This is a genomic window from Superficieibacter sp. HKU1, assembly GCF_029319185.1.
Classification (GTDB): Bacteria; Pseudomonadota; Gammaproteobacteria; order Enterobacterales; family Enterobacteriaceae; genus Superficieibacter.
The window spans coordinates 1,455,616-1,468,171 of sequence record NZ_CP119754.1; the positions used below are offsets into that span (position 1 = coordinate 1,455,616).

Consider the following 12,556-nt stretch of genomic DNA (forward strand, 5'->3'; position numbering starts at 1 on the left):
CTTACTTACTGAGGTTGAACATATTCAGCTTGCTGGCGTTGGTTTCATCAATCAGCACGCAGTCCATCAATTGTTTCTCTTCCTTCTGGGCTTTGCCGTTTTTCAGGAAGTAGTCCGCCTGTTCGACGGCCATTTGTGCCTGCTGCCAGCCGGGTTGCAGGACGGTAGCTTTGATGTTGCCTTTGTTGATGATGGAATCACGGGTGTAGTCGCTGCCGTCAAAGCCGACAACAACAACGTCTTTCTTACCGGCGGCTTTCAGCGCGGCTTCAGCGCCGAGCGCCATGGTGTCGTTGCCGGAGATGACGCCAACGATATCCGGGTTGGTTTGCAGCATCGCTTCCATACGGGTGAAGGCTTCGGTCTGGCTCCAGTTCGCGGTCTGCTGGGCGACCATCTTCATGTCGGTATAATCATCCAGCACGTCGTGATAGCCCTGCGAACGCACTTTCGCGTTGGTGTCGGACTGACGGCCCAGCAGTTCGACGTATTTGCCTTTGCCGTTCAGCAATTTGGCAAATTTCTCCGCGCCTAACTGCGCACCCTGATAGTTGTTAGAGACGATTTGCGCGACGGCGATACCGGTTTTGTTAATTTCACGATCGATAAGGAACGCCGGTACGCCCGCCGCTTTCGCTTTTTCCAGCGGACCGACGGTGGCGTCCGCGCCGGCGTTATCAAGAATAATGGCCTTCGCTTTACGGGCGATGGCGGTTTCGATGAGCTGGTTTTGTTTATTCACGTCGTCATCATGCGACGCCACCAGCGTGGTATAGCCCAGCTCTTTGGCTTTAGCGGCGGCACCGTCCGCTTCGGCTTTGAAGAACGGGTTGTCGTGTGAGGGGGTGATAATCGCGATCAAACCGCCGTCGGCCGCAAACAGCGAGCCGGAGGCAGCGAGGGTAGAAGCCAGTAATACGGATTTTGCAAAGGTCATGTTCATCTTTTTCTCCACATTGAATATTTATTCAATAATGATTTATTATTCAAGTTAACGATAAAGCGCCTGAATCAAACTGTCTACGGTTTACGCAGGTAATTTCTTAAAAGGAGAAAAGGATCACGATCCTGAGGGGATTATTGCGTCACGGTGACGATCTGCTGGGCAATTTTTGCCCAGTGAAGGGTAAAGGTTTGGCCTGCCAGACGCGGTGAAAAATGCGCCGAGGGTTGCAGATGCAGGCTGTCCGGGCCGATGGCGATGACCCTGGCGCTGTGAAAACCGGGCCGGGGCGCGGCACGAGCAGACCAGGCTTTAAAAAGGCTCTCTTTGGCGGAGAAGGCCACGGTTAACGCCAGCGGGAAGGGGAGAGGAGCGGCGCGTAGCAGCGTCTGTTCCCGGCTATCGACGATGCTGTCGGCAAGCTCATCGCTAAGCTGGTTGGTAAAAAGGGTCTCTATATCCACGCCCACCGGCTGACGAGAAACTACCGCCAGCGCCGTCGTCGCGCTGTGGCTGATGCTGCCGTAAATCCCGGCAGGCCACATTGGCTGGCGTGCTTCGCCAATGCCCGGCACGCCTTTCTCATCATATTCACCCAGGGCATGGATAGCGGCGATTCGTCCGGCGAGATGTTCAGCTTTACGTTTACGCCCGGCCTGCGCGAGCTGCGCGCAGTAGGGTAGCCAGAGAAGATCGTGCTCGCCAAAGGTCGCCGGGTCGAAATCAATCCGGTGCAGGCGATGGGGGGAGAGGGAAAGCGTGGTATGAACGGTTTTCATCATCAGCGGGTAAACCCCTCTCCCGGCAGGAGAGGGGATTGCTGTCAGAAGTGCGTATTCACACTCATATACCAGGTGCGGCCAGACTCGTTATAGGTCTCAGCGCCCGCGCCGTACATATAACCTGTTGTGCCGCCAGTGGTCTGGGCATTACCGGCACGCCAGTGACGTTTATCAAAGACGTTATCCACGCCGCCGGTCAGACTGACGTTTTTGGTCGCGTCCCAGGTCGCGCTCAGGCCAACGATGCTGTAAGGACTGACTTCGTTGGTTTCTGAACCGGTCGCCGGTTTGCCCTGGTAGTTATACTTCTTCGGCTGCTGTTTGCCGTACCAGGTCAGGGTGGACTGCACAGAGAAATCCTGCTGTACCTGCCAGCTCAGGGTTGAGTTGACGGTATATTCCGGAATGATCGACAGGCGCTCGCCGGTCTCTTTGTTCTTACTCTGCAACATGTAGGTCATGTTGTTGGTCCAGTTCACGGTATCGCTGACCGGCACGTTAACCGTCCCTTCCAGCCCTTCCACCACCGCTTTAGGGATATTTTCCCACTGGTAGATATCGGTTTTGACTTTACCGGTGCCGGTCTGGCTAATCGGCGCGTAGCCCGCTTCAATCTTGTCGCGGTAATCATTGCGGAACCAGGTCAGTCCGGCCAGCCAGCCGTCGCGTTTGAACTCCAGACCAATCTCTTTGTTGATGCTGGTTTCCGCTTTCAGATCGTCGTTACCCATCATGTAACAGCCGACACCAGTACCGCTGGCGTAGCAGCCCTGGCCTTTACTGTACAGAATGTAGTTCGGGTTGGTCTGATAAAGGCTTGGCGCTTTATAAGCGCGGGCAATCCCCATCTTCAGCGTGAAGTCATCGCCGAGACCCTGCGACAGGTTCAGGGACGGACTCCAGTTATTGCCGACGATGCTGTGATGGTCGAAACGCAGCCCCGGCGTCAACATGGTGGTGTCGGTCAGTTCAATGTTGTCTTCGGTGAACAGTGAGAAAATCTCTGCTTTCGAATACGGACTGCGGTTGGTGCTGTCGTAACCCGGAATGTCGCCGCCCATAAAGGTCTGACTGTTCGAGGTCATATCCTTCATCCGCTGCTGATTCCATTCGCTGCCCAGCGTCAGGTTCTGATTGACCAGGAACTCGAACGGCAGGTTGACCTCACTGTGTAACAGCACGTCATCCAGATCGATATCGGCAAACTTCTGCGAGGCATTCGGGTCAAAAATCCCTTCCGTGCCGCCCGCCAGACCTTCAGGCGTGCGCGAGTTGCGGGTATGCTCGTACTGCGCCCAGTTGCTGGTGGTAATGCCGTTATCCCAGCCGCCGTTCCAGGTGACGGAATACGTCTGGCGATAAAGACGGTTGGTCTCTTTGCCGTAGTTTTCCTTCACCAGCGCATTGGTATTTGTGTTCTGCGTGTCGCCCGCGTAGAGGTTATTCTGGCGGCTGTAGCCAGATTCAAACTCCAGCGACTGCATCGGTGCGAAGTCCCAGCGCAGCACGCCGTTGATATCTTTGTTCTCCACGCCTTCGCGTCCGGCAGGCAGCGTATCGGCATAGATCCCGGTACGCTCGGACTGGTGGCCCTGGTTAATATCCCAGGCGTCGGCCTGCGTTTTATCGAGGTTGCCATACAGACGGAAGCTGACGTCGCCGCCCAGCGGGCCGGTCAGGTTAAAGTTGGTGCGTTTGGTGGACCCTTCGTCTTTATGTTCCGGGGCGTCGAGGTACGTATCCCACGAACCGTGCCATTCGCCGCTGCTTTTTTTAGTGATGATGTTCACCACGCCACCCGCCGCGCCGTTACCGTAGCGCGCGGCGGCCGGACCGCGGATCACTTCGATGCGCTCAATAAGCTCCGGCGGTACCCAGCCGGTATCGCCGCGGGTGTCACGCTCGCCGCGCCAGCCCAGACGGACCGAGTTACGGCTGGTGACCGGCTTACCGTCGATGAGGATCAGGGTGTTTTCCGGTCCCATGCCGCGAATATCGATCTGGCGATTGTTACCGCGCTGGCCGCTGGTGGAGTTACCGGTCAGGTTAACGCCGGGCATGGTGCGGATAATTTCAGACACATCGCGGGCGGGAGGATTTTTGCGGATCTCGTCGGCGGTAATAGTGGAAACGCCGGGAGCCTGAAGATTTTGCTGTGCGGCGGTAACGACCATCGTTTCGCCGTCGGAAGAAGTCTGCTGTGAGGCAGTCTCCTCCGCGTGCAGCGGAAGCGCTACCCCGTAAATTCCCAGATTGACCAGTAAGGCCAGGGAGTGAATTTTGTTATTCATTGTAAGTCCTGCTTTTCGTTGCCGCATCCCCGTTGCATCCTTCCCAGTGGGCGAGGTGCTGGCATTATCATTGCCTGGTTGCTGATAACCGGTTCATTTCCCTGAATCGCTCAGCCCATAGCATGTTTTTAGGATTTTGCGCTGCCACGGCGCGTCAATACGCTATTGCAAATGCAAATAGTTATCAATAATATTATCAATATATTTTAACGATTAAAAAAAACGCTCCGGTAAACATAGGGTTATTAATGTGGTGAGTTTATCTACGGGTAGCGATGCCTGGTGGGAAACCCAAACGGGTCCGCACATTACGCGCGAAGGGGACAACTATCGGGTCACATTCCGCTGGCGCGATCCCGGCGGAGCACAATCCCTGGTGCGACGGGTGTGGATTTATATCACTGGCGTCACCGATCATCACCAGAACGCTGTCCCGCAGACCCTGCAACGCATCCCTGACACCGACGTCTGGCAGTGGCAGACGCTTCTCGCACCCGACTGGCGGGGCAGCTACTGCTTTATTCCTTCTGAACACGACGGCGATTTTTCGCCTGGCGTCTTTATTGACGGCGCGCCGGATCGGATGGCGCTGCGTGAAGGGTGGCGCAAATTGTTGCCGCGCGCGGTGGCCGATCCGCTGAATAAGCAGAGCTGGAGAGGCGGTCGCGGGCATCCGGTTTCTGCGCTGGAAATGCCTGAAGCGCCAGTCCAGCCCGGCTGGAATGCCCCGGCGCAGCAATGGCCTGCTCCGCAATTGATGGAATGGCGCAGCGCACGGTTAGGTAATAGGCGCCGGGTGTGGGTATTCGCCCCCGGCGAGGACAATACCGACCGCCCGCTGGTTATCCTGCTGGACGGCCAGTTCTGGGCTGAAAGTATGCCGGTCTGGCCCGCGTTAACGGCGCTGACCGATGACGGCCAGCTTCCCGCCGCCGTTTACGTGCTGATTGACGTCATTGATACCGCGCATCGCAGCGTCGAGCTGCCGTGCAATCCTGACTTCTGGCTGGCGGTCCAGCAGGAACTGTTGCCGCAGGTTAATACCGTCGCGCCGTTCAGCGATCGTGCCGACAAAACGGTGGTCGCCGGGCAGAGTTTTGGCGGGCTGTCGTCATTATTCGCCGCGCTGCACTGGCCGGAGCGCTTTGGCTGCGCGCTGAGCCAGTCGGGATCGTACTGGTGGCCGCATCGCGGCGGTAAGCACACCGGCGAGCTTGAAGCGCAAATCGCGCGCGGCGATCTGACGCCGAACGGGCTGAGACTGGTACTGGAAGCGGGCGTGCGTGAACCGATTATTCTGCGCGCCAACCAGGCGATGCGCGAACAGCTTCAGCAGGCCGGACAGCCGGTAGAGTGGCGACAGGTGGAAGGCGGTCACGATGCGCTGTGCTGGCGCGGCGGGCTGACCTCGGGCCTGATTTATCTTTTGCAGCCGCAGTCATAACGGGAGTGGGCGATGCAATTCAGTAATCCTTTCGATAATCCGCAGGGACAATTTTATCTTCTGCAAAATGTGCATCAGCAGTTCAGCCTCTGGCCGCAGCACTGTGCATTGCCGGACGGCTGGAACGTTATCTGCGAGCCGCAATCCCGGCAGGCCTGTGATGACTGGCTCGCTGCCCACTGGACCATATTAAAACCTGCGCAATTTGCCCGTTAAGGAATTTGTTATGACCCTCCGTCTGCCGCTGGTAGCCGCTCAGCCTGGGATCTGGATGGCTGAAAAACTCTCCACGCTGCCGAACGCCTGGAGCGTGGCGCACTACGTTGAACTCCACGGCGAACTGGACGCCGCCCTGCTGCAAAAGGCGATTATTACCGGGATGATGCAGGCCGACACCCTGCGCATGCGCTTTACGGAAGACGAGGGCGACGTCTGGCAGTGGGTCGATGAGCAGGCCGAATTTTCGCTCCCCGCGTTACGCGATCTGCGCGGGCAGGCCGATCCGCACCAGGCCGCGCTGGCGCAAATGCAGGCGGATTTACACCAGAATCTGCGCGCGGATAGCGGTAATGCGCTGGTGTGTCACCAGATTATCCAGGTCGGCGATCGTTGCTGGTACTGGTATCAGCGCTATCATCACCTGCTGGTTGATGGCTTTAGTTTTCCGGCCATCACCCGCCAGATTGCGGCGATTTATCGCGCCTGGCAGCGGGGCGAACCCACGCCCGAATCGCCCTTTACCCCCTTTGCTGAAGTGGTGGAGGAGTACCAACGCTATCGCGATAGCGACGCCCGGACGCGCGATGCACAATTCTGGGCGGAACAACGCCGCCAGCTTCCTGCACCCGCTTCCCTCTCTCCGGCACCGCTGCCGGGCAGGGCGGCGAGTACTGACATTCTGCGCCTGAAGCTCAGCGCGAGCCGGATGGCGTTTAATCAGCTTGCCGCCGCCGCGCCTCACTGCCAGCGGGCGGATCTCGCTCTGGCGCTGGCCGCGCTGTGGCTGGGACGACTGTGCGGACGCAACGATTACGCCGCCGGGTTTATCTTTATGCGGCGGATGGGTTCGGCGGCGCTGTCCGCCACCGGACCGGTGCTGAACGTGCTGCCGCTGGCGGTGACTATCGATCCGGCTGAGACGCTGCCCGAACTGGCGACGCGTCTTGCCGGGCAGCTTAAAAAAATGCGTCGCCACCAGCGTTATGACGCCGAGCAAATTCTCCGCGACAGTGGACGTGCTGCGGGTGATGAGCCGCTGTTTGGCCCGGTATTTAATATCAAAGTTTTTGAGTATCAGCTGGATCTCGACGGCATCACGGCGACCACCCATACGCTGGCAACCGGTCCGGTGAACGATCTCGAACTGGCGCTGTTCCCGGATGAGGAGGGTGGGCTGTCGCTGGAAGTGCTGGCTAATCAACAGCGCTATGACGAGGCGAGCCTGACCGAGCATGTCGCCCGGCTTGATGCGCTGCTCACCCAGTTTGCCGCTTCTCCACAGTTGCGCTGCGGCGAGGCAGAACTGATTTCGGCTGAGGAACGCCAGCGGATCGCCCGGATTAACCATACCGCGCGCGATCTGCCGCTGACTACCTTAAGCGCGCTGGTGGCAGCGCAGGCGCACCAAACGCCGGACGCGCCAGCGCTGGCCGATGCGCAGTATCAGCTTAGCTACCGCGAAATGCGCCAGCAGGTAACGGCGCTGGCGCTGATGCTGCGCGAGAACGGGGTAAAACCCGGCGACAGCGTGGCGGTCGCCCTGCCGCGCTCGGTATTTTTAACGCTCGCGCTGCACGCCATCGTGGAGGCAGGCGCGGCCTGGCTACCGCTGGATACCGGCTACCCGGACGAGCGGTTGCGCATGATGCTGGAGGATGCCCGTCCGCAGCTGCTGTTAACTTCGGACGATCAGCGCCACCGCTTCAGCGATTTACCGGATCTGCAAACGATCTGCTATGACGCGCCGCTGCCGCCGTCGGACGCGCCGCCATTGCGCCTTTCACGCCCTGAGCACACCGCCTATATCATCTTTACTTCCGGCTCCACCGGACGCCCGAAAGGCGTAATGGTAGGGCAGACGGCCATCGTTAACCGCCTGCTGTGGATGCAGGATCATTATCCGCTGAGCGCCGACGATGTGGTGGCGCAGAAAACGCCGTGCAGCTTCGACGTCTCGGTGTGGGAGTTCTTCTGGCCGTTTATCGCGGGCGCAAGCCTGGTGATGGCAGAGCCTGAAGCCCATCGCGATCCGCTCGCCATGCAGCGTTTCTTTGCGCACTACGGCGTGACCACCACCCACTTTGTGCCATCGATGCTGGCGGCGTTTGTTGCCTCGCTGGATCCCACCGATGCCGCCGAACGGTGCCAGTCCCTCCGGCGTGTATTTTGTAGCGGAGAAGCGCTGCCCACCGCGCTGTGTCGCGAGTGGGAACAGCTTACCGGCGTGCCGCTGCACAACCTTTACGGCCCTACCGAGGCGGCGGTGGACGTGAGCTGGTATCCGGCGTACGGGCCGGAACTGGCGGCGGTGCAGGGGAACAGCGTGCCGATCGGCTGGCCGGTTTGGAATACCGGGCTGCGCATTCTGGATGCGATGATGCGCCCGGTGCCGCCGGGCGTGGCGGGCGATCTTTACCTCACCGGCATCCAGCTGGCGCAGGGATATCTGGGACGTCCCTATCTCACCGCCAGCCGCTTTATTGCCGATCCCTTTGCCCCCGGCGATCGGATGTACCGCACGGGCGACGTCGCCCGCTGGCTGGATAACGGCGCGGTGGAATATCTGGGGCGCAGCGACGACCAGCTGAAAATCCGCGGCCAGCGTATTGAGCTGGGCGAGATCGACCGCGTTATGCAGTCGCTGCCGGGAGTGGCACAGGCCGTGGCCCATGCCTGCGTATTTAACGAGGCGACGGCCGTGGGCGGCGATGCCCGCCAGCTTGTCGGCTATCTGGTGTTTGAGTCCGGACTGCCCGAGGAGACTGACGCGCTGTCTGAACAGCTGCGTCAACGTTTACCGCCGCATATGGTGCCCGTCGTGCTGATCCCATTGAGCGAATTACCGCTCAGCGCCAACGGCAAGCTGGACCGCAAAGCGCTGCCGCTGCCAGTGCTGTCGGCAAAAAATCCGCGCCGCGCGCCGCTTCCCGGCACGGAGATGGCTGTAGCGCACGCGTTTTCACAGCTGTTAGGCTGTGAGGTAAATGATGTGGACGCGGATTTCTTCGCCCTCGGCGGCCACTCGCTGCTGGCGATGCGGCTGGCGGCACAGTTGAGCCGCCAGTTTGCCCGCGAGGTTACGCCGGGGCAGATTATGGTCGCGTCAACCGTGGGTAAACTGAGCGCGCTGCTGGATGCAGCTTCAGGCGATGAACAGGTTTCGCGGCTGGGTTACGAGCCGCTGCTGCCGCTGCGTGAAAGCCACGGCCCGACACTGTTCTGCTTCCACCCGGCGTCCGGCTTCGCCTGGCAGTTTAGCGTGCTGTCGCGCTATCTCCCGGCGCGCTGGTCAATTACCGGCATCCAGTCGCCGCGTCCGCACGGTCCGATGGCGACGGCGGACACGCTGGATGACGTTTGCGAACATCATCTTGCCACGCTGCTGGCGCAGCAGCCGCACGGTCCGTACTACCTGTTTGGCTACTCGCTCGGCGGAACGCTGGCGCAGGGTATTGCCGCCCGGCTCCGGCAAAGGGGAGAGGAGGTGGCGTTCCTCGGCCTGCTCGATACCTGGCCGCCGGAAACGCAGAACTGGGCGGAAAAAGAGGCCAACGGGCTGGATCCTGAGGTACTGGCGGAAATCGCCCGCGAACGCGAAGCCTTTATCGCCGCTCAGCAGGGGCAGGGTTCCAGCGAGCTGTTCACGGCCATCGAAGGTAATTACGCCGACGCGGTACGCCTGCTTACCACCGCGCACAGCGCGCGCTTTGATGGCAAAGCCACGCTATTCGTCGCCGAACGCACGCTGGCAAAAGGCATGGACCCGCACCGCGCCTGGTCGCCGTGGGTCGGCGAGCTGGACGTGTACCGCCAGGACTGCGCCCACGTGGAGATAATTACGCCGCAGGCGTTTGAGTCGATAGGGCCGGTGTTGAGGGAGATTTCGGGGTAAAAAGTTGCCGGGGAGACCCGGCAATGAAAAACAGCAATATCAAAAGGTTATTCGAAATTTGTAGGCCTGTGCAAGCGCAGCGCTGCCAGGCATGGTTCCACAGTATAACGTCCGGCAACAGCCTGAGATCGCTTCTTACTCCTGCACACCCCTTCGCCCCAGCGGTACCACCAGCGGCGTTCCCGCTACCGGGTCATCGATAATCACGCACTTCATGCCGTAGATCCTCTCAATCAGCTCCGCCGTGACGATCTCCTTGGGCGCGCCCTCGGCGACAATTTTGCCTTCCAGCAGGGCAATCAAATGCGTGGCGTAGCGACAGGCCTGATTGAGATCGTGCAGCACCGCCGCCAGAGTGTAGCCTTTCTCGCGGTTCAGCTCGCTCAGCAGTTCCAGCAACTCAATCTGATGGCTGATGTCCAGCCAGGTAGTCGGCTCATCCAGCAGCATGATGGCGGTTTCCTGGGCCAGCACCATCGCAATCCATGCCCGCTGGCGCTGGCCGCCGGAGAGGGTATCGACATTCTGCCCGGCTAAATCAGTAATGCGGGTGGCCTGCATCGCACGGGTGACCGCCAGTTCATCCTCCTGACGCCAGCGGGTAAACAACGGCTGGTGCGGGTAGCGTCCCCGCGCTACCAGTTCCTGTACGGTAATATCACCGGGCGTGGTGGCATTCTGCGCCAGCAGGCCGATGCGTTTCGCCACCTCTTTACTGGCGAAGCGCTGGATCTGCTCGCCGTCGAGGTACACCTGACCGTGCGTCGGCGTCATCAGACGGCTTAAAGTGCGCAGCAGCGTGGATTTGCCGCAGCCGTTCGGGCCGATAATCGCCGTGAAATGACCGTCGGGGATCGCTACGCTCAGCGATTCGGCGATGGTTTTTTTGCCGTAGGCCAGGGTCAACGTGTCGCCGTGCAGGCGGGTTGAGGTGTCGGTCATCTTTTGCGTGACTCCTGAATAAGTAACACGATGAGGTAGATACCGCCGAGGCTGACGGTGACCACGCCCACCGGAAGCTGGTAGGGCAGGAAAACGCGCTGGGCGCAGAAATCTGCGGCCAGCAGCAGTAGCGCGCCACACAGCGCCGACTGGGTTAAGCCCCAGCGCGCGGTGCCGCTGAGGCGGCGGGCAATGTGCGGCGCGACCAGGGCAATAAAGGAGATCGGTCCGGCGAGGGCGGTGGAGGCGGCGGTCAGCAGGACCGCGACCAGCATCAGCAGCAGGCGGGAGCGCTCAACGCTGATCCCCAGCGCGCAGGCGGTATCGTCGCCCATTTCCAGCAGCCGCAGCCGCCGTACCAGCAGGGTGGCGCAGGCCAGCATAATGAAAATCAGCGGCGCGGCAGGCCAGGTTTTGGCCCAGGTCAGCCCGTTGAGCGACCCGGCGTACCATAATCCGGCGGACAGCGCCGTCTCCAGCGACGCCTTCAGCAGTAGCCAGGTATTAAAGGCCATCAGCATGGCGCGAATGCCAATGCCGATAATAATCAGACGAAAGGTTTCAATGCCGTTGCGCCACGCCAGCGCCCACACGATAAGCGCGGTCAGAATGCCGCCGATCGTCGCTGCCAGGGTAATGGCGGTCAGATGCTGGCCAAAAAGCACCATCGCCACCAGCACCCCACTCCAGGCGCCGGTGTTCAGGCCCATCACATCCGGGCTGCCGAGCGGGTTGCGCATCAGCGACTGGAAGATCGCCCCGCTTACCCCGAGCGCGGCTCCGGTCACCAGCGCCATCAGCACGCGCGGCAACCGCCATTCGTTGACCACCAGCGCAATGTTGCGCGGCGCATCGCCAGACAGCGCGGCCAGCACCTGAGCAGGTTGCAGCGTCACCGCACCGCTGCACAGGCTCCACAGGGCCAGCAGCAGGCTGGCTGCCAGCAGAATGAAAAAGCAGAAAATCAGACGGCGTGAAGGCGCGTTCATCGCAGACCTCCCGCCTGGCGGCGGCGAACCAGCCAGATCAGCACCGGCGCGCCGATAAACGCGCTGACCACCGAAACCCGCAGTTCACCCGGCACCAGCAGCCGTCCGAGAACATCAGCAAACAGCAGCAACGAGGGCGTCGCCAGCAGCGTGGCGGGTAGGGACCAGCGGTGATCGGCCCCCATCAGCCAGCGGGACAGATGCGGCATCATCAGGCCGATAAAGGCAATCGGGCCGACGACCGCCGTCGCGCTGCCGCACAGGACGGTAATGACCAGCAAACCGATGAGCTGGGTACGTGCGACTTTATTGCCCAGCGCGGTTGCCGTATCGCTGCCGAGGCTTAAGCTGTTCAGGCTACGACTGAGCAGCAGCGCCGCAGCGGCGGCAATCATGACCGGAATAACCACCACTTTCAGGGTTTGCAGGGTGCGAATATCCAGCGACCCTGCCTGCCAGAAACGCAGCCGATCGTAAACGTCCGGGTTAAGCAATGCGATGCCGCTGGAAAGGCCTTCCAGCACGGCGCTCAGCGCCACGCCCGCCAGCGTCAGGCGAACCGGGCTGAGCTGCCCTCCACCCTGACTGCCGGTAAAGGCGACCAGCAGCGTCGCCGCCAGCGCGCCGCAAAACGCCATTATGAGCAGCTCCTGTGGGGAGGCGATACCGAGCAGGGCGGCACCCAGCACGATAGCAAAACTGGCACCGGCGTTGACGCCGAGAATGCCGGGATCGGCCAGCGGATTGCGGGTAAGGGTCTGCATTAGCGCGCCCGCCAGTCCGAGGGCCGCGCCAGCCAGCAGTCCGGCAAGGGTGCGCGGCAGGCGCGCGTCAAGGACGATGGTGCAATCGGCGCTCTGGCAGGTTCCCGTCAGGGCATCCACCACCACGGTAAAGGGCAAGGGTTTCGCGCCAGTGAGCAAACTGAGGGCGGCGGCGGCCAGCAATAATATCAATAGTCCCGGTAGCGCAATGGCCCGAACCAGGGAAGGGGAGTGCGACATAACAGCTTCCATTGCATGATAATGATAGTAATTATCGTTATCGATCTTAT

Annotated in this window: 9 protein-coding genes; 3 read left to right on the forward strand and 6 right to left on the reverse strand. The window is 60.5% G+C overall.

What is annotated here, in order from left to right:
* Nucleotide 1 precedes the first annotated feature (1 nt).
* The 3 genes from P0H77_RS07020 to P0H77_RS07030 all read right to left on the reverse strand — a co-directional run bounded on the left by P0H77_RS07020 (nucleotide 2) and on the right by P0H77_RS07030 (nucleotide 4,016).
* Nucleotides 2-937, reverse strand: a complete 936-nt coding sequence (locus P0H77_RS07020) for a D-ribose ABC transporter substrate-binding protein (RefSeq protein ID WP_276165065.1) — start codon at nucleotides 935-937, stop codon at nucleotides 2-4.
* A 140-nt stretch (nucleotides 938-1,077) separates the two neighbouring features.
* Nucleotides 1,078-1,722 (reverse strand): enterobactin synthase subunit EntD, encoded by a 645-nt coding sequence (gene entD, locus P0H77_RS07025; protein WP_276165066.1) that lies wholly within the window; start codon nucleotides 1,720-1,722, stop codon nucleotides 1,078-1,080.
* A gap of 44 nt (nucleotides 1,723-1,766) precedes the next feature.
* Entirely contained in the window at nucleotides 1,767-4,016 is a 2,250-nt protein-coding gene (locus P0H77_RS07030; RefSeq protein WP_276164188.1) for a TonB-dependent siderophore receptor, read from the reverse strand.
* Nucleotides 4,017-4,266: 250 nt separating this feature from the next.
* Between P0H77_RS07030 and fes the strand changes: the two genes are divergently transcribed.
* From fes to entF, 3 genes are read left to right on the forward strand one after another with little or no spacing between them, the layout of a single operon-like run.
* The gene (gene fes / locus P0H77_RS07035) at nucleotides 4,267-5,460 is read left to right on the forward strand and encodes an enterochelin esterase (RefSeq protein WP_276164189.1); all 1,194 of its coding nucleotides are present in this window, start codon (nucleotides 4,267-4,269) and stop codon (nucleotides 5,458-5,460) included.
* Nucleotides 5,461-5,472: 12 nt separating this feature from the next.
* A complete protein-coding gene (locus P0H77_RS07040; RefSeq protein WP_276164190.1) occupies nucleotides 5,473-5,676 on the forward strand; it encodes an MbtH family NRPS accessory protein in 204 nt (67 codons plus the stop codon).
* Between the two features lie 10 nt (nucleotides 5,677-5,686).
* Nucleotides 5,687-9,571, forward strand: a complete 3,885-nt coding sequence (gene entF, locus P0H77_RS07045) for an enterobactin non-ribosomal peptide synthetase EntF (protein ID WP_276164191.1) — start codon at nucleotides 5,687-5,689, stop codon at nucleotides 9,569-9,571.
* A gap of 135 nt (nucleotides 9,572-9,706) precedes the next feature.
* Here the strand turns inward: entF and fepC are convergent, their stop codons facing one another.
* The 3 genes from fepC to fepD are packed head-to-tail and all read right to left on the reverse strand — an operon-like array spanning nucleotide 9,707 to nucleotide 12,506.
* Nucleotides 9,707-10,513, reverse strand: coding sequence for an iron-enterobactin ABC transporter ATP-binding protein (gene fepC / locus P0H77_RS07050; protein WP_276164192.1), 807 nt, complete (start codon nucleotides 10,511-10,513; stop codon nucleotides 9,707-9,709).
* Nucleotides 10,510-11,502, reverse strand: a complete 993-nt coding sequence (gene fepG / locus P0H77_RS07055) for an iron-enterobactin ABC transporter permease (protein WP_276164193.1) — start codon at nucleotides 11,500-11,502, stop codon at nucleotides 10,510-10,512. Before fepG ends, fepC begins: the two co-directional genes overlap by 4 nt.
* A complete protein-coding gene (gene fepD / locus P0H77_RS07060; RefSeq protein ID WP_276164194.1) occupies nucleotides 11,499-12,506 on the reverse strand; it encodes a Fe(3+)-siderophore ABC transporter permease in 1,008 nt (335 codons plus the stop codon). The genes fepG and fepD overlap by 4 nt, the downstream gene beginning before the upstream one ends.
* Between the last annotated feature and the right edge of the window lie 50 nt (nucleotides 12,507-12,556).